Raw genomic sequence first — 23,423 nt, forward strand, 5'->3', positions numbered from 1 at the left:
CTCAGGGGCTCTCGGGGGGTGATGTGGTGGAACGCGCAGCGCCGTCGGCGGCGTCGCCCTCATTGGTACGCCGGAACGGCGTGAGCGTATCGAGGACATCCACGGCCTCGGCGACGTGGGCGCGCTCCCGCTGCAAATAATCGGCCACCGCCCGGCGCAGGGCGGGGTCGGCGATGTCGTGGGCCGAGTGCATCAGGACCGGCCGGTAGCCACGGGCGAGCTTGTGCTCCCCCTGGGCGCCGGCCTCGACCCGCTTGAGGCCCCGGGCGATCGCGAAATCGATCGCTTGATAGTAGCAGACCTCGAAATGCAGGAACGGGTGGTCCTCGATGCAGCCCCAGTTACGCCCGTAGAGCGCCGCGTCGCCGATCAGGTTGATGGCGCCGGCGATGTAGGCGCCCTCGCGCTGGGCCATCACGAGGAGCACCCGCTCGGCCATGCGCTCGGACAGGAGCGAGAAGAACCGGCGGTTGAGATAGGGGCGCCCCCACTTCCGGGAGCCGGTGTCCATGTAGAAGGCGTAGAACGCGTCCCAGTGGGCCTCGGTGATGTCCGCGCCGGTCAGGTGCTCCACCGTGATCCCGGGGGCGAGGGCGTCGCGGCGCTCCTTGCGGATGGTCTTGCGCTTGCGCGAGGCGAGCGCGGCGAGGAAGTCGTCGAAGGTCGCGTAGCCGTCGTTCTCCCAGTGGAACTGCTGGTCGGTGCGCTGCAGGAAACCCGCCTCGCCGGCCCGGTCCCACTCGGCTTCGCGCATGAAGGTGACGTGGATCGAGGAGGCCTTGGTCTCGCCCCGCAGCGCCCGCAATCCCGCGACGAGCCCCGCGGTCGCCTCGTCCGGATCGGCGCCCGGGGCGATCAGGAAGCGCGGGCCGGTCACGGGGGTGAACGGGATGCTCACCTGCAGCTTGGGATAGTAGGAGCCGCCGGCCCGCTCGTAGGCGTCGGCCCAGCCGTGATCGAACACGTACTCGCCCTGGCTGTGCGATTTCAGGTAGCAGGGCACCACTCCGAGGCGGGCGCCGTCGCGCTCGACGGAGACGTGGAGGGGCAGCCAGCCGGTCTTGCGTGAGACGCAGCCCGAATCCTCCAGCGCCGACAGGAAGGCGTGCGACACGAAGGGATTGTGGGTCTCGTCGCCGGCCGCGAGGGTTTCGGGAGAGAAGGCGCAGGCATCCCAGTCCGCCGCGCCGATCTCCTTCAATCCGGGCAGAGCCCGCACGGTGAGCGTGGGGGAGTCCGGCGTCGGCCCGGGTGCTTGCTTCATGGTTCGAGTCTAGCCGGTGCCCGGGGAGGAGCAAGCGGGCGGATGCGCGCGGCCGCCCTGATCGCCTTGTCAGACGGCCGCCATCGTCACACCGTCCGGTCGCCGGATCCGGGGAGGGGACGCATCACGATCGCGCGACGCGGTGCGGCCCCGGGGATCGGCACGGCCGCCGACCGACGTCGGCCGGACGCGTTCGCGGAAGCGGCTCGCTGCGAGGCGCGAAACCGCGACGCGCCGGGCGAAAACGTGCCCGGGACGAAACCCGTCACCGCGCCGGGCCGGCAGGGATAGAGGCCGCGGGGGTCTCCGGAGTCCGGCCTTTGAAACCCGGGGCCGTCCCCGACGGTCGCCTCGCACGACGACCTACGGGGTGAACCCCTCGAACACCATCTGGTCCGCGTGTGCGCTCGCGCGAGCGCGCTGCTCCTCGGTCCGCACCGTCCAGGCCATCACGGGCATCCGCCCGAGCAGCCGGCAGAGGTAGGTGGGCGCGCAGGGCAGGTCGTCCACCCGCCAGGACAGAAAGTCCGGACGGGTCTCGGCGAAGTGCAGGAGGTCGGACAGGGCGAGTCGCGCGCTCGGCGGCAGCGCCGCGTAGACCGGATCGTCCTGCGTGGTCTCCGCGACGATGCCCCGCGGGATCGTCGGCGGGCAGAGATCGCGCAGGGCCACGACCACCTGCGGATCGAAGGATTTCACCGCCACCGGCCCGGCATGGGCCGCAGCGACCGCGGCGGCGCGAGTGGCGAGCCTCAGGTCCCCGTCGTAGCGGGACTTCACCTCGATCACCACCGGCACGGCCCCGGCCACCGCCGCCAGGAATGCCGGCAGCGTCGGGATCGTCTCCGCGGATCCGGCGACAGTGAGCGCCCCGAGTTCTGCCGCCGACCTGTCGGCCACGGCCTCGCTCGCCCTGGTCAGACGTCCGAGGGCGGCGTCGTGGAACACCATCGCCTCGCCGTCGGCGCTCATCTGGACGTCGCACTCGATGGCGAAGCCGCCCGCGACCGCCGCCCGGGCCGCCGCCAGCGTGTTCTCCGGCCGGCCCGCCGCCCGGTCGTGCAGACCACGATGGGCGATCGGCCGCGCGGTGAGCCAGTCGGGTGCGGCCATGGTCAGCGGACCTCGAACATCGCCTCGACCTCGACGGCGGCGTCGAGGGGCAGTTCCGCGACGCCGACGGTGGAGCGGGCATGGCGTCCGCGATCGCCCAGTAGCTCGACCATCAGGTCGGAGGCGCCGTTCATCACCCCGGCCACCGCCGAGAAGCCCGGGGCGGCGTTGATGAAGCCGCCGAGCCGCACGCACTGGACCACCGCGCGGTCGAGGTCGCCCACCGCCGCCTCGAGCTGGGCGAGGACGTTGAGTGCGCACAGCCGGGCCGCGGCCTTGCCGGCCTCCGCCGAGACGGGGCCGCCGACCTTGCCCGTGTGCTCGGCCGCGATCTTGCCGTCCGCGCCGAAGCAGATTTGCCCGGAGATCACCACGAGGTTGGCCGTGCGCACGAACGGCACGTAGTTGGCGACCGGCGCGGCGGCCTTCGGCAGGGCGAGGCCGAGCGCCTCCAGACGTTCCTTGACCGTGCTCATCGGGTTCTCCCTCGGCGTCTCAGATCGGCCGGAGCAGGAGCATGGCACCCCAAGTCGCGCAAGAGGGTCGCGCAAGAGGGTCGTGCAAGAGGATCAGGGGAGAGGGTCGGGCGAGAAAGTCGGGCGAGAGGCCGGGAGGCCGGCGACGTCCGCAGAGGCGGTCGCCGGATCATCGCGCAGAGCTGCCGCGCGCGCCGGGGGTTCATCGAAACGTTGACAGGGCGCGGCGCATTCATAGTAATCGCGCGCGTGCCGCCCCTGACTGAGGCGGCACTTTCATTTGGAGCCGGCTCACGCCAGCTCCGGGCTCCTGCGAGAAACGGAGTTGGGACCTGTGACCTCAGCCCTGCTGCCGACCTACGTCCGCGCGCCCCTCGCCTTCGAGCGCGGTGAGGGCGCCTGGCTCGTGACCGAGGGCGGGGAGCGATACCTCGACTTCGGCGCCGGAATCGCAGTGAACGCCCTCGGGCATGCCCATCCGCACCTCGTCGGCGCGCTGACCGAGCAGGCGAATCGGATCTGGCACACCTCGAACCTGTTCCAGATTCCCGGGGGTGAACGCCTGGGCCAGCGGCTGGTCGAGGCGACGTTCGCCGACGTGGTGTTCTTCTGCAATTCGGGCGCGGAGGCCAACGAGGCGGCGATCAAGATCGCCCGCAAGTACCACGCGGCAGGCGGCCATCCGGAGCGCTACCGGATCGTGACCTTCGCGGGTGCCTTCCACGGGCGGACGCTGGCGACGCTGGCGGCGGGCGGCCAGCAGAAATACATCGAGGGCTTCGGTCCGAAGGTGGAGGGCTTCGATCAGGTCGCCGCCGGCGATTTCGCCGCACTGGAGGCCGTGATCGGGCCCGAGACGGCGGCCCTGATGATCGAGCCGATCCAGGGCGAGGGCGGCGTGCGCGTGATTCCCCACGGGGAGCTGCGCCGGCTGCGCGAGATCTGCGACGCGCACGGCCTGCTGCTGATCATGGACGAGGTCCAGACCGGCGTCGGCCGCACCGGCCGGCTGTTCGCCCACGAGTGGTCCGGCGTCACGCCCGACATCATGAGCGCCGCCAAGGGCATCGGCGGGGGCTTCCCCCTCGGCGCCTGCTTGGCGACCCGCGAGGCTGCCCGCGGCATGACGGCCGGCACGCACGGGACCACCTTCGGCGGCAATCCGCTGGCCATGGCGGTGGGGAATGCGGTGCTGGACGTGGTTCTGGCGGACGGGTTCCTCGACCGCGTCGCCCATTCCGGGCTGCTGCTCAAGCAGAAGCTCGCCGCCCTGCGCGACCGGCACCCGCACGTCTTCGAGGAGATCCGCGGCGAGGGGCTGATGCTGGGCCTGAAGCTCGCAGTGCCGAACACCGATTTCGCGGCCGCCGCGCGGGACGCGCATCTGCTGGTGATCCCGGCCGGCGACAACATCGTGCGCCTGCTGCCGCCCCTGACCATCGGCGAGGCCGAGATCGACGCGGCGGTCCAGCGCCTGGACGCGGCCGCGTTCGGCTTCGAGGGCGTGCGGGGCGCTGCCGAGTAACGCTTCAACCCCAGAGTTCCGAACACCGCCCTCCGGGTTCCGGCGGGTGGCCCGAAGCGTTTCCGGGTGCGGCTCGTCCCGCCGCGCGTGACGGAAATGCCCCTGCCAGGAGGTAGAGTACCGTTCATGATCAGGTGATCGTTGAGCAGACTCTAGTTATTGTGACGCGATGAAAGCCCAGATTGACGGCCGGGCCCAGGCCCCGGCCAGGCACCTGAACGGTGTCGGCCCTCGCCATTTCCTCGATCTCAAGGATCTCTCGGGCGCGGAGCTGCGCCGGGTGCTGGACGCCAGCGCAGCCATCAAGGCGCGCCGCCGCAAGGGCGAAGTCGCCGCCGAGCGCCCGCTCACCGGCAAGACCCTGGCGATGGTCTTCGACCGGCCCTCGACCCGCACCCGCGTCTCCTTCGACGTGGCGATGCGCGAACTCGGCGGCGAGACGCTGATGCTCACCGGTTCCGAGATGCAGCTCGGGCGCGGCGAGACCGTCGGCGACACCGCGCAGGTGCTGTCGCGCTTCGTCGACGCGATCATGATCCGCATCCTCGACCACGGCCAGATGCTGGAGCTGGCCGAATGCGCCACCATCCCGGTGATCAATGCCCTGACCAAGGTCTCGCACCCGTGCCAGATCATGGCCGATGTGCTGACCTTCGAGGAGCATCGCGGGCCGATCCAGGGCCGCACCGTGGCGTGGTCCGGCGATGCCAACAACGTGCTGGCGAGCTGGGTTCACGCCGCCGCGCGCTTCGACTTCACCCTGAACGTCGCGAGCCCGCCGGAGCTGGCGCCGCCGCCCGCCCTGCTCGCCTGGGCGAAGCAGGAAGGTGCCGACATCAACGTCACCACGGATGCGTTCGCGGCCGTTCAGGGCGCGGACGCCGTGGTCACGGATTGCTGGGTCTCGATGGGCGACGACGACGAGGCCCACCGGCACAACCTGCTCAGCCCCTATCAGGTCAACGCCAAGCTGATGGCGGCGGCCAACCCGGACGCGATCTTCATGCATTGCCTGCCGGCGCACCGGGGCGAGGAGGTCACGGCCGAGGTGATGGACGGGCCGCGCTCGGTGGTGTTCGACGAGGCCGAAAACCGCCTGCACGCGCAGAAGGGCATCCTGGCCTGGTGCCTGCGCGCCGGCGGGCTCTGATCCGGTCTTCGCGTCCGAGCCCGCGAACTTGGGCTCGCGAACTTGGGCTGGCGAACTTGGGCTCGCGAACTTGGGCTCCCTATCCCATATAGGTGTGAGCGGACGGCCGACGCCGTCCGTCTCCCTATCACGGCCGCCGGCGGGCGGCATCCCGGCGACGGACGTGGCGCGCTGCGCCGCCTCTCCCGCATGGGCGCGGGCGGGGTGAGGGATCCGATCGCCGCATCACGGTCAGTCCCTCACGCCGGCCGGCCCGTCCGGAAGACGGTTCCCTGCCGCACCGGGTCGGCGCCTGATCCGGAGACGGATCGCCTCGGGCGCCGGACGCATCGATCGGAGCGGGCATGTCCTCAGGAACTCAGTCGCCATCCCAGCCGCAGACCCAGTCCGGCGGCAACGGCCACGCCGGCGCGGACGACACCGTGTTGCCCTTCGCCGTCGAGGCGCTGGACGTGCGCGGCCGCATCGTCCGGCTCGGTCCCGCCGTGGACACGATCCTGCGCCGCCATGGCTATCCGGATCCGGTGGCGCGGCTTCTCGGCGAGGCGGCGGCACTGACGGTGCTGCTCGGCTCCTCCCTCAAGTTCGAGGGCCGGTTCCAGCTTCAGACCAAGACCGACGGTCCGGTGGCGATGATCGTGGTCGATTTCGAGGCGCCCGACCGTCTGCGCGCCACCGCGCGGTTCGAGCCGGAGCGGGTGGCCGCCCTCGGCTCCGGTCCGCTCAAGGATGCCGACCTGATCGGCACCGGCCACTTGGCCATGACCATCGACCAGGGCACTGCGGCCAGCCGCTACCAGGGCGTCGTCGCCCTGGAAGGCCAGAGCCTGGAGGAGGCGGCACACCAGTATTTCCGCCAGTCGGAGCAGATCCCCACGCAGGTGCGCCTCGCCGTGGCCGAAGCCGTGGAGGAGGGGGACGGGCGCTGGCGGGCCGGCGGCCTGATCGTGCAGTTCCTGCCCCAGTCGGTGGACCGGGCCCGCCTCGCCGACCTGCCGCCGGGGGACATCCCCGAGGGGCACCGGCATCTCTCCGGAGAAGCCCCGGAGGACGATGCGTGGGTCGAGGCGCGCTCTCTGGTGTCCACGGTCGAGGACCACGAGTTGGTCGATCCCCACGTGTCGAGCGAGACCCTGCTCTACCGCCTCTTCCATGAACGGGGGGTCCGGGTTTTCGACCGGCAGCCGGTCCAGGAAACCTGCCGCTGCTCGCGCGAGCGGGTGATGGGCATGATCCGCTCGTTCGCCCCGCAGGAGCGGCGCGACATGGTTGCGGATGACGGGCGCATCGTCATCACCTGCGAATTCTGCTCCCGGCGCTACGACCTTGATCCGCAGGAGGTCGAAGCCGAGATCGCCGGGCAGCCACGCCAGTAGAGCGGCGGCCACGCGACCCTGCGACCAGTATAACCCGCCTTACGGCCAAGATTGTCCGCGCGAAACGCGGTCCGCTCGGTATTCGTTGCGTAAATTTTTGAATCCTCCAGGCTGAACCGTTCCGCGACTTTCGACGTTGCGTGGCAGATTCAACATTGGAGGATTCGCCATGCGGAGACTATCGATCGGATTGGCCGCGCTGCTGATCAGCACCTCGGCCTATGCGCAGCAGCAGGGTGGCGCCGAGCGCGGAGCCGCAATGGGCGGGCGCGGCGGCCAGGGCGGCGCCGAGTCCGGCATGAAGGCCGGCGGGGGCGAGCGCGGCAACATGCAGGGCGGCAGCCAGGCGGCGACGGAGCGCGGCGGATCCGAGACGGGTCGGTCCGGCCAGGATCGCTCGGCTCAAGGTCGGGACGCCGGTGGCGAGGGCCGGATGGCGCAGGATCGCGGTCGCGCCGGTGCAGAGCGCGGGGATCGTGACGGGGCCCGAGACGGCGCGCGGGCCGAGCGGAACGAGCGCGGCGACCGGAACGGCGACCGTGCAGAGCGCGGCGACCGTGCAGAGCGCGGCGACCGCCGTGGCGATCGCATCGACGGGCGCGGGCGTACCGATGTCAGCAGCCGGACCGACATCCGGAGCAACCGTGTCGAGGGCGGCTTCCGCCGCGAGGGCCGCTTCGTGGTCATCGGCGGCCGCCGGGTGGTCTACGGCTCGCCCGAGTATCGCCGCCTGATCGTCACCGAGAACCGCGGTCCGCGCGAGCGCTACGTCGTGATCCGTGGCCAGCGCGTCCTGTACGGCTCGCCCGAATACCGCCGCCTCGTCAGCGTCCGTGAGACGGGCCCGCGCGAGCGCTACGTCGTCGTCCGCGGCCAGCGCGTGCGGTACGGCTCGCCCGAATACCGCCGCCTCGTCACGGTCCAGGAAGACCGCTTCGTCACGATCCGGGGCCAACGGGTCCGCTACGGATCCGACGAGTATCGTCGCCTGAGCGGCGGAGGTGCGGTCAGCGCGAGTTTCCGCTCCGAGCAGCGCGCCGGTGCGCGCTTCGACAATCGCGGGGGCCGGGACGGCATCCGGAACACCTCGCGCACCGAGGGCCGCCATGAGGACCGCAATGAGGGCCGGATGGATCGCGCCAACGACCGCAACATGGACCGGACGGCCGGCCGGACCGACGCCAAGAGCGGTGGCAAGACCGACGGCATGCGCAACAGCGACATGCGCGGCGGCCAGCAGGACGGTATCCGCAACGCCTCCGATCGCGGCAACATGCAGGGTGGCATGAAGGCCGGTACCGAAGGCGGCCGGGCGGGCGGCGGCGAGCGCGGCGGCGCCAGCGGTGGCATGAGCGGTGGCGCGAATGGCGGCGGCAACGGCAGCATGGGCGGCGGCGCCCAGGGTGCCGGCCGGGCCGGCGGCCAGCCGGGTGCCGGCCGCAACTGAGTGGATGCGCGGGGAGGAGCCGTCGGGCTCCTCCCCGCACCGCATCTCGCCGGGTGCTGCTGGGTTGCCTCTGCGACCAGACCGAAGGGATGGGGCAGCACCACCCCGGTCGATGGCGCCCTGTCCGGAGTTACGCGGCGGCGCTCGTCACGAAGCAGCCGGCCGGATCCGCGCCGCCGTGCCCCACGAGCGGTTCAGACCTTGAGCACGGGTTCGGCGATGTCGCCGCCGCCACCCCGCGCCCGCAGGTAATCGGGCTGGAACAGGCACATGCGCACGGCGTCGCGGTAGCGCCCGTTCACGAAGAACTCGTCCTTGAGGACACCCTCGGGTCGGAAGCCGCAGCGCTCGTAGATCCGCACCGCCCGGGCGTTGTCCCGGTCCACGTGCAGGTAGAGCTTGTGGATGTTGAGCACGCTGAAGGCGTAGTCCATGGCGATCCGGGTGGCCTGCCAAGCGTAGCCGCGCCCCTGGAAGCTCGGATGGATGGCGATCTGGAACTCGCAGCGCCGGTGGAGATGGTTGATCTCGACGAGCTCGATCAGCCCGGCCGGTTCGCCGCCCGGATCGGCCACGATGAAGCGGCGCTCCGTCTGGTTGTGGATGTTGCGCTCGTAGAGCTGCTGAAGTTCGGCGAAGGATTCGTAGGCCTCCTCGAACCAGTAGCGCATGATGCTGTCGTTGTTGTTGAGCTGGTGGACGAAGCGCAGGTCCTCCCGCTCGAGCGGCCGCAGCTTGATGGTGATTCCGGTGATTGCGTTCATGACGCGTACGCCTCGATCAGCTTGCGCAGGAACCGCTCACCCTGGCCGAAGGCATCCAGGGTGATGAACTCGTCGGGCTGGTGAGCCTGCGCGATGTCGCCGGGCCCGCAGACCACGGTCGGGATGCCGGCCGCCTGGAACTGCCCGGCCTCGGTGGCGTAGGGCACCGCGACGGTGCGGTTGCGCCCGGCGAGCCGCAGGCAGAGCCGCTCGGCCTCCGAGCCGGGCTCGGGGGCGAGGCCGGGGATGTCGACCTCCTCCAGCGTCTCGATCCGCCCGAACGCGCCGTAGCGGTTCAGGCGCTCGCGCGTCACCCGCTCGACCTCGGCGGCGAAGAGCCGAGGGATCTCGCCCGGATCGAGGTCCGGCAGGCTGCGGTACTCCCAATGAAAGCGGCAGACCTTCGCCAGGATGTTGCGGGCGGTGCCGCCGTTGATCGTGCCGACATGGACCGTGGTGGCCGCCGGATCGAACCGGCCCGAGGGATCGCCGCGCTCGATCATCAGATCGGCGATCCGGTTGAGGCCCGCGACGAGATCACAGGCGGCCGTCACGGCGTTCGCTCCGAGCGCGGGCCGGGCCGAGTGGGCCTCGTGGCCGTGGACGGTGGTCAGGCAGGTGACGATGCTCTTGTGGGCGTCCGCCACCTCCATGCCGGTGGGTTCGCCGACGATCACGGCGCCCGGCCGCGGCAGGTCGACGCCGAACCGCGCGATCCCGTCCATCGAGCCGAGGCAGGTCGTCTCCTCGTCGTAGGAGAGCAGGATGTGGATCGGCCTCTTCAGGCCGGCGGCCAGCATGTCGGGCACCAGCGCCAGCGCCAGGGCGTCGAAGCCTTTCATGTCGACGGCGCCGCGCCCGTAGGCCCGGCCGTCGGCCACGCGCAGCGTGAACGGGTCGCTGGACCACGCCTGTCCGGCCACCGGCACCACGTCGGTATGGCCGGAGAGCACGACGCCGCCGTCGACCATCGGGCCAACGGTGGCGAGGACGGCCGCCTTGTCGCCCACGGCGTTCGGCAGGCGGAGGTACGGGATTCCCCAGCCGTCCAGATAGGCGCAGACGGAGTCGATCAGGGCGAGATTGGACTTGTCGCTCTCGGTGTCGAAGGACACGAGGCGGGCGAGCATGTCGAGCGGGCTCAGCCGCTCGCCGGTCGCGGACATGACTTCCTCCGGGACGAGGCCCGGGTTGCCGGGACCTCAGTGCAGGCTGCGGCGGACGTGCGGGCTGTCGAGGGAGAAGGCGGGGATCTCGGCCTCGAAGCTCTCACCGGCCACCGTCGCCATGGTGTAACTACCGGCCATCAGCCCGTCGGGCGTGTTGAGCGGGCAGCCGCTCGTGTAGCAGAACGACTCCCCGGGCTCCAGCACCGGCTGCTTGCCGACCACACCGGTCCCGCGGACCTCCTGGCAGGATCCGTAGCCGTCGATGATGCGCCAGTGCCGGGCGCGCAGCTGCACCTGCTCGCTGCCGTTGTTCACGATCTCGACCGTGTAGGCGAAGAAGTATCGGCTCTCGTTCGGCGAGGACTCCTCCTCGACGAAGCGGGACTGAACCGTCACGCTAATTCCTCGCGTCTCGGCCTTGTACATCGCCCTATAAGGCCCTTCTTCGGACGGTACGACTCGGTGAAGCCGAATGGAACGCGTCTCACGGGCGGTGGTAGTAGGCGCCGGAATCGCCGTCAATTGCGGCTGACTACCTCGCGGGACCCCGATCCGCCCATCCGGCCCCCGGCCATGACCTGGACGCCGAGCGCGACATGACGTCGGCCTCCGGGCCGGTTAAGCCGGCATTAGCCAGTCCCGGCGAGAACGGATCGCGGACGCGGACCGGCCGGTGGCGCGCGGAGGAGGCAGGGGCGCGATGAACGCGGGCGCAGGCAAGGGGGGCGCAGGCAAGGGGGGCGCCGATTCGGGCGCAGCAAGCCGCATCGGGATCCTGCCGGCACAGGCGATCGCCGCCCTCGCGGAGGCGGGCGGCATCCAGATCGCGCGGCCCTTCGCGGCCGACCAGATCCAGCCCGCGAGCCTCGACCTGCGCCTGGGCGATACCGCGTACCGGGTGCGCACCAGCTTCCTGCCCGGCGCCGGGCGCACGGTTCAGGCCTGCGTCGAGCGGCTGTCGCTCCACACCATCGACCTGCGCCCCGGCGCGGTCCTGGAGACGGGCTGCGTCTACATCGCCGAACTCCAGGAGAGCCTGGCCCTGCCGGGCGATCTGGCGGCCGCGGCGAACCCGAAGAGCTCCACCGGACGCATCGACGTGTTCACCCGGGTCATCACCGACCGGGGCGAAGCCTTCGATCAGGTCGAGCCCGGCTATACCGGACCGCTCTACGCGGAGATCTCACCCCGCACCTTCCCGGTCCTCGTCAGGACCGGCTCACGACTGTCGCAGATCCGCTTCCGCCGCGGTGCGCCGCGTCTGACCGAGACCGAACTCGGCCAGCTCCACGCCCGCTCGGCCCTGGTCGATGCGCCGAGCCCGTCCTTCCAGGGCGGCGTGGCGGTGTCGGTGGACCTCGCCGGCTTCGACGGGCTGATCGGCTACCGGGCGAAGCGCCACACCGGCCTCGTCGACGTGGACGCGCCGGGCCGGCACCGGGCCGCGGATTTCTGGGAGCCCCTGGCGGCCGACGGATCGGGCAGCCTGATCCTCGATCCCGGCCAGTTCTACATCCTGGCCTCGAAGGAAGCCGTCCAGGTCCCGCCCGACCACGCCGCCGAGATGGTGCCGTTCGATCCCCTGGTGGGCGAATTCCGGGTGCATTACGCCGGCTTCTTCGATCCCGGCTTCGGCTATGCCGGGGCCGGCGGCGCGGGCGCCCGCGCCGTCCTGGAAGTCCGCTCGCGCGACGTGCCGTTCCTGCTGGAGGACGGCCAGATCGTCGGCCGCCTCGTCTACGAGCGCATGCTCGACCTGCCCGAGACGCTCTACGGCGCCGGCGCGGGTTCGAACTACCAGGCGCAGGGATTGAAACTCTCCAAGCACTTCGTCCTCTAGCCGGGACGCGGAGGACCAGGCGCGACCGCAGCCGCGGTGCCCTCGGTTCAGGTGCCCGCAACCGAGCGTTCGAAGGCGCGCACGAGGTATCCGTCGAGCTTGCCCTTCATGCCGTGGAGGATCCGCATGGCCTCCGCGGCCGGCAGGGGTGGCCGGTAGGGACGCCGTTCCACGAGCGCCGCGTAGACGTCGCAGACGGTGATCAGCCGGACGATGTCCGGGATGGCGTCGCCCTTCAGCCCGTCCGGATATCCCGAGCCGTCGAGCATCTCGTGGTGGTGACGCACCACGGCGAGGACCGTCTCGTCGAACCCGCCGGCCTTGACCAGGATCTCATGGCCGAGGGCCGCGTGCGTGCACATCACCGTCCGCTCCGCCGGGTCGAGGGGGCCGGGCTTGTTCAGGATCGCCAGCGGGATTTTGGCCTTGCCGACGTCGTGGACGAGGGCGGCGCGGACGAGCAGCTGACGATCCGTCGCCGAGAAGCCGAGGTCGATCGCGAAGGTCGCGGCGAGGCCCGCCACCAGCAGGCAGTGCTGGTACGTGGCGTCGTCGTAGGCACGCACGGTCTCGAGCCACGCGGTCAGGCCACCCACGCCGATCGCGCCGAGGATCGGATCGAGACTCTCATTCACCAGCGCCGCGTCGACGGTACCGGATGCCCGCGCGGATTCGAGGAGGCTGGCGATGACGGCGCCCGCCCGGTCGGCCGCCTGGGCGACGAGCGGGACGCCGGGCGCGGAGCCGGCCACCGGCGCCGTGGGCTTCGGCGGCGCGGCCGGTGGCCGGATCTGCGCCCGCAGCGCCTCGACGACGGTCCCGACCGGGGTTTCGGCCGGCAGGCAGAGGCGCCCCCCCGAGCCCGCGCGCGGCGGACAGGCTGCGCGTGCCCATGCTGCGCATCAGGAAGACGCGCGGCAGGTCCGGCGTCGAAGCGATCAGCGACCGCAGCCCCGTGAGGGGCGCGGGCACGAGCAGGTCGAGGTCGGCGACGAGGGCGATGCAGGTGGCCGAGGGCGGCGGTTCGGCGGCACCCAGTGTCGTGCACGGGGCGATCTGCTCAAGCGCGCGCAGCAGATCGGCGCGGCGCGCGGGCTGGTCGGTGTAGAGGACGAGGGTACCCGCAGGCATCTGGCTCTTTTAGCGACGTCCCCGCCGCGGCACGTCCGACCGGCGCGAGCGATGGCTCCGGTTAGCACGTCGACCTTGCCAGACCGTAACGCGCCCGTCGCGTCCCCGGGGCCGTCAGCCCGCCGCGGCCTCGTCGAGCAGCCACGCCACCGCGCCCGTGCTGGTCACCCGGCCGGCCGGCAGATCCTCTCCGGCGGCGAGGCGGGTCAGGGCTGCCCGCTTGCCCGCCCCGGTGACCAGGAACAGCACGTGCCGGGAGGAGGCGAGCGCCGTCAGGGTCAGGCTGATCCGCGGGACGAAGGGGGCGAGGCCGGCCTCGGGCACCGGAACGACGAGACGGCGGATCTCCCCCGCGGCCGGTTTGCCCGGGAACAGCGAGGCGGTATGGCCGTCCTCGCCGAGGCCGAGCAGCACGAGGTCGAACAGCGGCCGGTCGGGATCGAGGCGGTCGGCCCCGTAGAAGTCCAGGAGCGTGCGCTCGTAGGCGCGGGCCCCCGCCTCCGCGCCTTCATCCGACGGGATGAAGTGCAGGTGGCTCGGCGGGACCCGGCCGCCATGGCCGAAGGCCTCACGGACCATGCGGACGTTGCTGCGTTCGTCGTCCCAGGGGACGGCTCGGTCGTCGCCGAAGAACCAGTGAACCCGCTCCCACGGCATCCGGCTCGCATAGTCCGGCCCCGCGAGGAGGCCGTACAGCACCTTCGGGGTCGAACCGCCGGACAGGCAGATCGCGATCCGCTCGGATCGGGTCTCGCCGCAGGCCACGATCAGCCGCTCGGCCGCCTCGCGGGCGACCGCCTCCGGGTCCTTCAGGACGTGGGTGCCGGCGGGAAGGCTCATGGGACGCGCCCCTACGTCTTCGGCTCCTGGTGGCCGCCGAAGCCCTTGCGCATCGCCGACAGGAGCTTGTCGGCGTAGCTCTCGTGCTCGCGGGAGCGGAAGCGGCGGTACAGCGCCGCGGACAGCACCGTCGCCGGTACGCTCTCCTCGATGGCGGCGTTGATGGTCCAGCGGCCCTCACCGGAATCCTCCACGTAGCCGGAAAAGTCGGTGAGCTGCTCGTCGCCCGCGAGGGCCTGGGCGGTGAGATCGAGGAGCCACGAGGAGACGACGCTGCCGCGGCGCCAGACCTCGGCGATATCGCCCATGTTGAGGTCGAACCGGCGCTCGGCCGGCAGCGACTCGGAATTGGCATGGCGGAGGATGTCGAAGCCCTCCGCGTAGGCCTGCATGAGGCCGTACTCGATGCCGTTATGGATCATCTTGACGAAATGGCCGGCGCCGGTCGGCCCGGCATGGATGTAGCCCTGCTCGGCCCGCGGGTCGCGTCCGTCGCGGTTCGGGGTCTTCGGGATGTCGCCGATGCCCGGCGCCAGGGTCTTGAAGATCGGGTCGAGGCGATCGACCGTCTCCGGGTCGCCGCCGATCATCATGCAGTAGCCGCGCTCCAGGCCCCAGACGCCGCCGGAGGTGCCGACATCGACGTAGTGCTGGCCCTGCGCCTTCAGCGCGATGCCGCGGCGGACGTCGTCGCCGTAGAAGGAGTTGCCGCCGTCGATGACGCAGTCGCCGGCTTGCATCAGCCCCGAGAGCGTCTGGACGGCCTCCTCGGTGATCGCGCCCGCCGGGAGCATCACCCAGGCCGCGCGCGGCACCTCCAGCTTGAACACGAGATCCTCCAGGCTCGACGCGCCGACGGCCCCGGCCTCGACCAGGGCCGCGACGGCCTCCGGGTTCTGGTCGAACACCACGGCTGTGTGCCCATCCCGCAGGAGACGCCGGACGATGTTGCCGCCCATCCGGCCGAGGCCGATCATGCCGAGTTGCATTGCTGCCCTTCCTTCCCGATCGACCCCGCGGACGAGGTCCGGCTCCCTACGGCTTCACCGCCGACGCGCACACGAGACGCGACCCCTGCCCGGATACCGGGAACGCCGTGGCCGGTGATCCGGGACCCTGCGAGGGCGGTGCCGCAACGCGGCACCGACGCTCAGCGACATCCCTTCGGACGCTGTGCGTCCCCTCGCGGCAGATCTCGGGTCGCATTCCGTCGACGCTCCCCCGAACGCGAACGGGGCGGTGATGACCGCCCCGCCGTCCCTCGTGTCAGGCCACCGCCGCCTTCAGCGCCGACGCGATGCGCTTCAGCCCGGCCTCGAGGTCCCCCTTGATGTGGACCCGCAGCGCCCGCCGGCCGCGCTCGGCAAGCACCGCGAAATCGCCCCGCGCCTGCGCGGCCACCACGGTGGCGAAGCCGAGCTTCCGGCCGGGAATCGGCAGATCCTGGGTCGGATCCGCGGTGATCTGAAGGAACACGCCGCTATCCGGGCCGCCCTTGTAGGCCTGCCCCGTGGAATGCAGGAACCGCGGACCGAATTCCAGGCAGGTCGCCACCTTGCGCGCGTCGCGCACGGCGATCCGGGCCTCTTGAAGGATCGCCGCCGTCGTCGCGTCGCGCGGCACGTAGGCGAGGAGCCCCAGATAGTCGCCGTCCCTGAGTCGGGCGAGCTGCGCCTTGAGCGCGACCTCCAGGCCGTCGGACGCCTGCTTCAACCCGTCCGCATTCCGCGGATCGGCGTAGAGGGCGATCGCCTCGTCGGCGAAGAGGGGGTCCTCGGAGGGCAGGGCGCCGCTCGCCTCGGCCTCCGCGAACAGCTTCTTGGTCTCGACCTTGCTGGCCTCGACGTCGGGCTGGTCGAACGGGTTGATGCCGATCACCGCACCCGCCACCGCGGTCGCCATCTCCAGGCGATAGAACTCCTGCGGCAGTTGCTCCACCCGGTCGAGGGTGATGCGGGCGATCGGGTGGCCGTCCCGCTCCAGGGCGCGCAGGGCCTCGTCCTGCGCCGCCTCGGCGCCGCCGTCGAGACGCAGGTAGATGAAGAACCGGTCGTGACCGTAGACCGCCGGCACGCCGACCGGCTCCCCGTCGACCGGGACGAGACCCTTGCCCTGCTTGCCGGTCGATTCGGCGATCAGCTGCTCGGCCCAGGCACCGAAGCTGGCGATCGCCGGGGAGGCGACGATCGTCACCTTGTCGCGGCCCGCGAGCGCCGCCGCCCCCATGGCAGTCCCGAGCAGCACGCCCGGGTTCACGGCCGGCGGCACGGCCGGGCCGCAGGAACGGACCATGACGCGGGCCGTCTCCAGGAGCGCCTTGACGTCGAGGCCCATGGCGGCCGCCGGAACGAGGCCGAAGGCCGAGAGCACCGAGTAGCGCCCGCCGATCTGCTTCACCCCGTAGAAGATCTTCTTGAACCCATCCGCCTTGGCGGCGCGCTCCATGTCGGAGCCCGGATCGGTCACGGCCACGAAGTGGTCGCCGGCCCGGTCGCCGAGCACCGCCCTGGCGCGGGCCAGGAAGTAGTCGCGGAAGACGTTGGGCTCCAAAGTCGAGCCCGATTTCGACGCGACGATGAACAGCGTCCTGGCCAGGTCGACGCTCGCCTCCAGGGCACGGACCTGATCCGGGTGGGTCGAGTCGAGGATCTGGAGCTTCGGGAATCCCTCGCGCTGGCCGTAGGTGAGGCTCAGAACCTCCGGGCCGAGGCTCGATCCACCCATGCCCAGCACCACCGCGTCGGTGAAGCCTTCCGCCTTCACCCAGTCGGAGAAGGCGGCGTAATCGGCGGCCTTCTCCAGTTCCTCCTCGACGATGTGCAGCCAGCCCAGCCAGCTGGCCTCGTCATGGCCGGACCAGACCGAGGCGTCGCCCGCCCAGAGCCGGCGGATCGAACCGCTCGCGCGCCAGGATTCGACCGCCTTCTTCGCCTCGGCCGCGAGGGCGTCGTCCATGACGAGGCTCTGACCGTCGAGGCGCTGGCCGAGCAGGGCCGCGCGCTTGCCCGCGACCGCGCCGAGCAGGTTGTCGGCCGCGTCGATGAAGAGCTGCACGCCCTCGCGCACCAGCTGCTCGGCGATCGTCTCGATGTCGATGCCGGTCCTGGCGAGCTTGGCCATCACGGCCTCGGCGCCGGGCACGTCCTCCTCGATCGTCGCCCGCACGACGCCGTGGTCGCGGAACGCGTCCATGGTGGCGGGCGGCATGGTGTTGACGGTGTTCGGCCCGATCAGCTCCTCGACGTAGAGGACGTCGGAATAGGCCTTGTTCTTCACGCCCGTGGAGGCCCAGAGCAGCCGCTGCGCCTTCGCGCCCTTCTCGGCGAGCGCCGTCCACTTCGACTCGGCGAAGATGCGCCGGTAGCGCTGGTAGGCGAGCTTGGCGTTGGCGATCGCCACCTTGCCCTTGAGCTGCTCCAGGGCGAACTTCTCGTCGGGATCGTTCGCCTGGGCGATCTTCTCGTCGAGGAGCTTGTCGACCAGCACGTCGATGCGGCTGATGAAGAAGCTCGCGACGCTGGCGATCCGCGACACGTCGTGGCCGGCCTTCGACCGCGCGTCGAGGCCGTCGATGAAGGCGCGGGCCACCGCCTCGTAGGCTTCCTGCGAGAACAGCAGGGTGACGTTGATCGAGATGCCCTCGGCCGTAAGCTGCCGGATCGCCGGGATACCCTCCGGGGTGGCCGGCACCTTGACCATCAGGTTGTCGCGCGAGACCGCCTTGTGCAGGCGCCGCGCCTCGGTCAGCGTCGCCTCGGTGTCGAGGGCGAGGTAGGGCGAGACCTCCAGGCTCACGTAGCCGTCGGCGCCGTCGCTCGCCTCGTAGACCGGGCGGAGCACGTCGGCCGCCGCCTGGATGTCGGCGATGGCCAGACCCTCGTAGAGGTCGATGACGCGGCTGTCGCCGGTCGCCTGCACGGATTTGAGGCTGTCGTCGTACTCGTCCGAATGGCCAATCGCCTTCTCGAAGATCGACGGGTTCGAGGTGACGCCCCGCAGGCCATCCTCCTCGACGAGCCGCTTCAGCTCACCCTTCTGGACGAAGCCGCGGGCCACGAAGTCGAGCCAGACCGCCTGATCCTGTTCGTCGTGCAGGGCCTTGAGCGCGTTCATGTCGTATCCTCGTCTCACGTGCCGCTACTTGCCGGGCGCCCTCCCTTCCCCTGCGGGGGAGGTGGCCCTCGCGTCAGCGAGGGTCGGGCGAGGGGAGCCGGGCCTGGGGGAGGGGCGCGAGCCTCATGAAGGCCACCGCCTTCTTCCGCACCGTCGCTCCCCCTTGCGGGGTTTCGACCCGACCCTCTGGGGGCCACCCTCCCCTAGAGGGGAGGGAACCGTCGCGTATCCGCCGTTACCGCTTGTGCTTGGCCACCTGCGCCTTCGCGGCCTCCAGCACCTTCTCAGGGGTAAAACCGAACTTGGTCTGGAGATCCTTGATCGGCGCCGAAGCCCCGAAAGTGTGCATCCCGATGATCGCGCCCTCGGAGCCGGCGTAGCGGTCCCAGCCGATGACGCTGCCCTGCTCGACCGCCACCCGCGCCTTCACGGCGGGCGGCAGGACTGAGTCGCGGTAGGCCTCGTCCTGCCGCTCGAACAGGTCCCAGGACGGCATCGACACGACTCGGGCCTTCACGCCCTCGGCCTTCAGCGCCTCGTAGGCGCCGACGCAGAGCTGAACCTCGGAGCCGGAGGCCAGCAGGATGACGTCGGGCGTGCCGTCGCTCTCCGCCAGCACGTAGCCGCCCTTGGCGGTTCCGGAGGCGGCGCCGTACTTCGTTCGGTCGAGGGTCGGCAGGGGCTGGCGCGAGAGGGCGAGCACCGCCGGCTGGTTCTTGAGCGAGAAGATCACCCGGTAGGCCTCGGCGACCTCGTTGGCGTCGCCCGGCCTCAGCGTCACGAGGCCCGGGATGCAGCGTAGCGACAGGAGCTGCTCCACCGGCTGGTGGGTCGGTCCGTCCTCGCCGACGCCGATCGAATCGTGCGTGAAGATGTGGAAGATCGGCAGTTCCATCAGCGAGGCCAGCCGGACCGGCGGACGCATGTAGTCGGCAAAGACCAGGAAGGTCGCCCCGTAGGCCCGCAGCCCGGAGAGGCCCAGCCCGTTCACGATCGAGCCCATGGCGTGCTCGCGGACGCCGAAATGCAGGTTCCGCCCCCCCGGCGAGAACGGCCCGAAGGAGCCCGCGCCCTCGAAGGTCAGGTTCGACTTGTTGGACGGCGCCAGATCCGCCGAGCCGCCGAGCAGGAACGGCACGTGCTGGGCGATGGCATTGAGCACCTTGCCGGAGGATTCGCGGGTGGCCAGGCCCTTGGCGTCCGGCTCGAAGACCGGGATATCCCTGTCCCAGCCCTCCGGCAGGCGGCCCTCCAGCAGGGCGTCCAGGTCCTCGGCGTGGCCGGCATCCGCCTCCTTGGCCTGGGTCAGCAGGCCCTGCCACGCAGCGTGGAGGGCGGCGCCGCGCTTGCCGATGCCGTCGCGGAAGTTCTCCAGCACCCCGTCCGGCACCAGGAACTGCGCGTCCTCCGGCCAGCCATAGGCGCGCTTGGCGCCCTTGACCTCGTCCGGGCCCAGCGCGTCCGAGTGCGCCTTCGGGGTGCCCTGCTTGTTCGGCGCGCCGTAGCCGATCACCGACTTGACGATGATCAGCGTCGGCCGGTCGTTCGTGGCGAGAAACGTCTCGATGGAGCCCGCCAGCGCGTGCAGATCGTTGGCGTCGGCGACGCGCAGCACCTGCCAGCCATAGGCCAGGAACCGGGTCGCCACCTCCTCACCGAAGGCGAGTTCCGTGTGGCCCTCGATGGTGATGGTGTTGTCGTCGTAGATCCAGCAGAGGTTGGCGAGCCGCAGGTGGCCGGCGAGCGAGGCGGCCTCCGAGGCCACGCCCTCCATCAGGTCACCGTCCGAGCAGACGGCGTAGACGTTGTAGTCGAACAGCGCCAGGTTCGGCCGGTTGAGGTGCTGGCCGAGGAAGCGGCTGCCCATCGCCATGCCGACCGAGTTGGCCACGCCCTGGCCCAGCGGACCCGTTGTGGTCTCGACGCCGGTGGTGAAGTGGTATTCCGGATGGCCCGGGGTCCGGCTGTCGAGCTGGCGGAACTTCTTGATGTCCTCCAGCGACACCGCCGGGGCGTTGCCGCCGTCGTTCTCGGCGACGCCGGCGAGGTGCAGGAGCCCGTAGAGCAGCATCGAGGCGTGGCCGCAGGACAGGACGAACCGGTCGCGGTTCGGCCAGTGCGGATGCGCCGGATCGAAGCGCAGGTAGCGGTTCCAGAGGGTGTAGGCGACGGGCGCGAGGGCCATGGGCGCACCCGCATGGCCGGAATTGGCCTTCTGCACCGCGTCGATCGCCAGCGTGCGGATCGTGTTGATGCTGAGCGTATCGATCTCAGCCAGGGCCGCCTTGGCGGGAGTGTCAGCACCGCTCATGATTTTGCGTCTTCCAGTTCGCCTCTCGCGGTCCGCTTCGCGGCTTCGCGCTGCCGTAGGACGGCGGGAGGAGCTCCGTTGGCCTTACCACCCTGCCGATCCGCCGGCCCTTCGCCGCGCGTATAGCTGAGGAGCGTGTTGACGAGCGCGACATGCGTGAACGCCTGGGGGAAGTTACCCACAAGACGCTTGGCTTGCACGTCGTATTCCTCGCTGACGAGGCCGAGATCGTTGCAGATGCCGACGAGGCGCTCGATGATCGCCCGCGCCTCGTCCCGGCGTCCGAGGCCGATCAGGTTGTCCGCGTACCAGAACGTGCAGGGCAGGAACGCGCCCTCATTGCCCGACAGTCCGTCGGTCGTCTGCCCCTCCGTCTCGTAGCGGAGGATGAAGCCGTCGCGCATCAGCCCCTTGCCGATCGCCTCGACCGTACCGACCACCCGCGGATCGTCCTGCGGCAGGAAGCCGGTATGGGCGATCAGCAGCAGGCTCGCGTCGAGCGCCTTCGAGCCGTACGACTGGACGAAGCTGTTCAGGTCGGGATCGAACCCCTTTTCGCAGACCTCGGCGTGGATCGCGTCCCGGACTGCGCGCCAGCGCCTGGCGTGCTCCTCGGTGGCACCGGATTCGTGCATCTCGTGCATGCGCAGTGCCCGGTCGAACGCCACCCAGGCCATCACCTTCGAGTGCGTGAAGTGGCGCGGGCCGCCGCGCACCTCCCAAATCCCCTCGTCGGGCCGGCGCCACGCCTGCTCCAAGTGACCGAGTATCGCCAGCCCGACCCTCAACCCGTCCTTGCTCACCGGCAAGCCGCGGGCATGGGCCTGATAGAGCGCGTCGAACAGCTCGCCGTAGACGTCGAGCTGAAACTGGTTGGCCGCCGCGTTGCCGATGCGGACCGGCTTGGAATTCTCGTAGCCGGGCAGCCAGTCGAGCTCGATCTCCGGCAGCAGCCGCTCGCCGCCGATCCCGTAGAGGATATGCGCCTGCTCGGGGTTCCCGGCCACTGCCCGCTGCAGCCAGTCGAGCCAGTTGCGCGCCTCGTCGATGTAGCCGCCATCCATCAGGGCGATCAGCGTCAGCGTCGAGTCGCGCAGCCAGCAGTAGCGGTAGTCCCAGTTGCGCTCGCCGCCGAGTCCCTCCGGCAGGGAGGCGGTGGGCGCGGCCACGATGCCGCCGGTGGGCTCGTAGATCAGCGCCTTCAGGGTCAGCAGGGAGCGCTGAAGCATCCTGTCCCAGGCGGTCCCGCCGGCGCAGCGGCTCGACCAGTCGCACCAGTGCTGATCCGTCGCCTCGAGCGCCTTGCGGGGCTCGATCGCCACGGGATCGTCCTCGTGGGAGGGGCCGTAGCTCAGGACGAAGCGGTGCCGGTCCCCGGCATGGACCGTGAACTCGGCCACGGTCGTCTGCGCGTCGGAGCCCTTCAGGTGGACATCGGTGCGCAGCACCACCTTGTGGGGACCCGATACGGCCCGCAGGTCGCCGAGTTCCGAGCGGGACACCCACGGTACGGCCGAGCCGTAATCGAAGCGGACCGCCATCTCCATCCGCATGGCGACCCGCCCGTGCACGCCCTCGACGAGGCGCACGAGGTGCGATCCGTCGCCGACCGGCATGAAGTCGGTGACCAGCACCTCGCCCTGCCGGGTCGTGTGCCGGGTCTCGAGGACGAGGCTTCCCGGACGGTAGGACCGGCGGGTCTCGACGTGCTCGGCCTCGGGAAAGATCTTCCAGAAGCCGTGCGCCTCGGTCCCGAGCAGGTTGGTGAACAGGGCTGCCGCGTCGAAGCGCGGCCAGCACAGCCAGTCGACGCTGCCCTGCCGGCTGATCAGCGCGGCGCTGCGGCAATCCCCGACGAGCGCGTAATCCTCGATGCGTGCAGCCATCCGGTCCCGACTCCGGTCGGCGGCCGGCTGCCCGGACCGTCCGCTGCAACGCACCTAGGACGGCCGGTCGGGAGATCCAGAGGAACGCCGCCGGGACCGCGCGTTCCACCAGGCGGTGGCGGGAAGCGGGATGACAGCCGGGGCTCCGGGTCAGCCTGCGGTCAGCGCAGGCAGTCGGCGACCGCCAGGGACACCGTGCCCCGGACTGCCGCGGCGCCGGTCCGCACGAGGTCGGCCGCATCGCCCACGACCCGGGCGGCGGGCGCCAGGGTCTGGGCGACCGTGTCGGCGAAAGGCAGGGCCGGCTGCGGTACCGCCCCGTCCTCGACCGGCTCCGCGGTGTCGGCGTGCGCGGCGGCGAACGGATCGGCGGCGCGCTGCGGGGCCTCCGGGCATCGACGGCCCGGGCAGGGGCGGCGGCTCGCGACGGCCAGCCGCGGTGCCGCCCGGACCGGACCTCCGGCGTGGATTGCGGGGGCCTTCGGCGCCGAACCGTCGAGCGGGTAAGCTTCGGCGAAGGCCAGGGAGGCGGGCATGCGGCCCGGGACAGCCGGGCCGGTCGCCGCCCGCGCGAAGGCGGTCGGGGAGGCGGTCGGGGAGGCTGCCAGAGAGGGAGCTGTGACCGGTGCGGCCGCGAGGGAGGCCGTCGTGAGCGGATCCAGCTGCGCGAGCGGCGGCCGCGACTTCGGCGGGCTCGACGACGGGCAGTAGAGCGAGGCCACGCCCAGCAGGGCGACGACGCCCAGCGTCGGCAGGAACGGCATGGAGACGCGGCCGGTGCCGGCGTCCGTGAAGGCGGGCTGACCTGGCCTGCGCATCCGAATCACCGATCTCCCTGACCGCTCCGAGATCCGCAGGATGCGGCCAGCATTGCGGCGGAAGCTGGACCGTTTCTTTTCGCGCCGATTGCCGAATGCCGGCGTGAGACGGGATGAACACGGGACGGGATGGAACCGCGGGCGGGCTTCCCGGCACCTGCCGGCGGGGGGCATATCCCTTGCTTGGGTCCGGTGCTTCG

18 protein-coding genes are annotated in these 23,423 nt (G+C 70.9%); 5 read left to right on the forward strand and 13 right to left on the reverse strand.

All coding sequences use genetic code 11. The features are described 5' to 3' along the window. Position 1: 1 nt before the first annotated feature. From MKK82_RS13870 to MKK82_RS13880, 3 genes are all read right to left on the reverse strand, one after another. Complete coding sequence (locus MKK82_RS13870) at positions 2 to 1,264, reverse strand: GNAT family N-acetyltransferase (protein WP_243986071.1); 1,263 nt, start codon at positions 1,262 to 1,264, stop codon at positions 2 to 4. Positions 1,265 to 1,627: 363 nt separating this feature from the next. Then, positions 1,628 to 2,377: a glycerophosphodiester phosphodiesterase family protein gene (locus tag MKK82_RS13875; RefSeq protein WP_238287598.1), complete on the reverse strand. Its 750-nt coding sequence runs from the start codon at positions 2,375 to 2,377 to the stop codon at positions 1,628 to 1,630. A gap of 2 nt (positions 2,378 to 2,379) precedes the next feature. Next, positions 2,380 to 2,853 carry a RidA family protein gene (locus MKK82_RS13880; RefSeq protein ID WP_238287595.1) on the reverse strand — a complete coding sequence of 158 codons (474 nt, stop codon included), beginning with the start codon at positions 2,851 to 2,853 and terminating at the stop codon, positions 2,380 to 2,382. 334 nt (positions 2,854 to 3,187) lie between these two features. On the opposite strand from MKK82_RS13880, the gene MKK82_RS13885 reads away from it, so the two are divergent. The 4 genes from MKK82_RS13885 (at position 3,188) to MKK82_RS13900 (ending at position 8,351) form a co-directional block, all read left to right on the forward strand. Beyond that, on the forward strand, positions 3,188 to 4,378 hold the full coding sequence (locus tag MKK82_RS13885; RefSeq protein ID WP_238287593.1) for an aspartate aminotransferase family protein: 1,191 nt from the start codon (positions 3,188 to 3,190) through the stop codon (positions 4,376 to 4,378). A 169-nt stretch (positions 4,379 to 4,547) separates the two neighbouring features. Next, a complete protein-coding gene (gene argF, locus MKK82_RS13890; protein ID WP_238287592.1) occupies positions 4,548 to 5,528 on the forward strand; it encodes an ornithine carbamoyltransferase in 981 nt (326 codons plus the stop codon). 344 nt (positions 5,529 to 5,872) lie between these two features. After that, positions 5,873 to 6,904 carry an Hsp33 family molecular chaperone gene (locus MKK82_RS13895; protein WP_238287589.1) on the forward strand — a complete coding sequence of 344 codons (1,032 nt, stop codon included), beginning with the start codon at positions 5,873 to 5,875 and terminating at the stop codon, positions 6,902 to 6,904. A 169-nt stretch (positions 6,905 to 7,073) separates the two neighbouring features. Then, positions 7,074 to 8,351, forward strand: coding sequence for a hypothetical protein (locus MKK82_RS13900; RefSeq protein WP_243986072.1), 1,278 nt, complete (start codon positions 7,074 to 7,076; stop codon positions 8,349 to 8,351). 194 nt (positions 8,352 to 8,545) lie between these two features. On the opposite strand, the gene speG is transcribed toward MKK82_RS13900, so the two are convergent. Genes speG through apaG form a run of 3 tightly spaced genes read right to left on the reverse strand, consistent with a single transcriptional unit; the run spans position 8,546 to position 10,710 of the window. Continuing rightward, the gene (speG, locus tag MKK82_RS13905; RefSeq protein ID WP_283206434.1) at positions 8,546 to 9,097 is read right to left on the reverse strand and encodes a spermidine N1-acetyltransferase; all 552 of its coding nucleotides are present in this window, start codon (positions 9,095 to 9,097) and stop codon (positions 8,546 to 8,548) included. A 14-nt stretch (positions 9,098 to 9,111) separates the two neighbouring features. Continuing rightward, positions 9,112 to 10,281 (reverse strand): acetylornithine deacetylase, encoded by a 1,170-nt coding sequence (argE, locus tag MKK82_RS13910; protein WP_238287584.1) that lies wholly within the window; start codon positions 10,279 to 10,281, stop codon positions 9,112 to 9,114. Between the two features lie 36 nt (positions 10,282 to 10,317). Next, a complete protein-coding gene (gene apaG / locus MKK82_RS13915) occupies positions 10,318 to 10,710 on the reverse strand; it encodes a Co2+/Mg2+ efflux protein ApaG (protein WP_238287582.1) in 393 nt (130 codons plus the stop codon). Positions 10,711 to 10,984: 274 nt separating this feature from the next. On the opposite strand from apaG, the gene MKK82_RS13920 reads away from it, so the two are divergent. Next, positions 10,985 to 12,124, forward strand: a complete 1,140-nt coding sequence (locus MKK82_RS13920) for a 2'-deoxycytidine 5'-triphosphate deaminase (RefSeq protein ID WP_243986073.1) — start codon at positions 10,985 to 10,987, stop codon at positions 12,122 to 12,124. 47 nt (positions 12,125 to 12,171) lie between these two features. Here the strand turns inward: MKK82_RS13920 and MKK82_RS13925 are convergent, their stop codons facing one another. From MKK82_RS13925 to MKK82_RS13955, 7 genes are all read right to left on the reverse strand, one after another. Then, the gene (locus MKK82_RS13925) at positions 12,172 to 12,876 is read right to left on the reverse strand and encodes an HD-GYP domain-containing protein (protein ID WP_243986074.1); all 705 of its coding nucleotides are present in this window, start codon (positions 12,874 to 12,876) and stop codon (positions 12,172 to 12,174) included. A gap of 493 nt (positions 12,877 to 13,369) precedes the next feature. Next, positions 13,370 to 14,095, reverse strand: coding sequence for a 6-phosphogluconolactonase (pgl, locus tag MKK82_RS13930; protein WP_238287574.1), 726 nt, complete (start codon positions 14,093 to 14,095; stop codon positions 13,370 to 13,372). Positions 14,096 to 14,106: 11 nt separating this feature from the next. Next, positions 14,107 to 15,084 (reverse strand): phosphogluconate dehydrogenase (NAD(+)-dependent, decarboxylating), encoded by a 978-nt coding sequence (gene gnd, locus MKK82_RS13935; protein ID WP_238287572.1) that lies wholly within the window; start codon positions 15,082 to 15,084, stop codon positions 14,107 to 14,109. Positions 15,085 to 15,361: 277 nt separating this feature from the next. After that, positions 15,362 to 18,208 (reverse strand): bifunctional transaldolase/phosoglucose isomerase, encoded by a 2,847-nt coding sequence (locus MKK82_RS13940; RefSeq protein WP_238287562.1) that lies wholly within the window; start codon positions 18,206 to 18,208, stop codon positions 15,362 to 15,364. Positions 18,209 to 18,443: 235 nt separating this feature from the next. Continuing rightward, positions 18,444 to 20,519 (reverse strand): transketolase, encoded by a 2,076-nt coding sequence (gene tkt, locus MKK82_RS13945; RefSeq protein WP_238287561.1) that lies wholly within the window; start codon positions 20,517 to 20,519, stop codon positions 18,444 to 18,446. Continuing rightward, entirely contained in the window at positions 20,516 to 22,405 is a 1,890-nt protein-coding gene (locus MKK82_RS13950) for a glycoside hydrolase family 15 protein (protein ID WP_238287558.1), read from the reverse strand. Before MKK82_RS13950 ends, tkt begins: the two co-directional genes overlap by 4 nt. A 161-nt stretch (positions 22,406 to 22,566) precedes the next feature. Next, positions 22,567 to 23,223 carry a hypothetical protein gene (locus MKK82_RS13955; protein WP_238287556.1) on the reverse strand — a complete coding sequence of 219 codons (657 nt, stop codon included), beginning with the start codon at positions 23,221 to 23,223 and terminating at the stop codon, positions 22,567 to 22,569. Positions 23,224 to 23,423 lie beyond the last annotated feature (200 nt).

The sequence above is a fragment of the Methylobacterium sp. E-046 genome (genome assembly GCF_022829625.1).
Taxonomy (GTDB): domain Bacteria; phylum Pseudomonadota; class Alphaproteobacteria; order Rhizobiales; family Beijerinckiaceae; genus Methylobacterium; species Methylobacterium longum.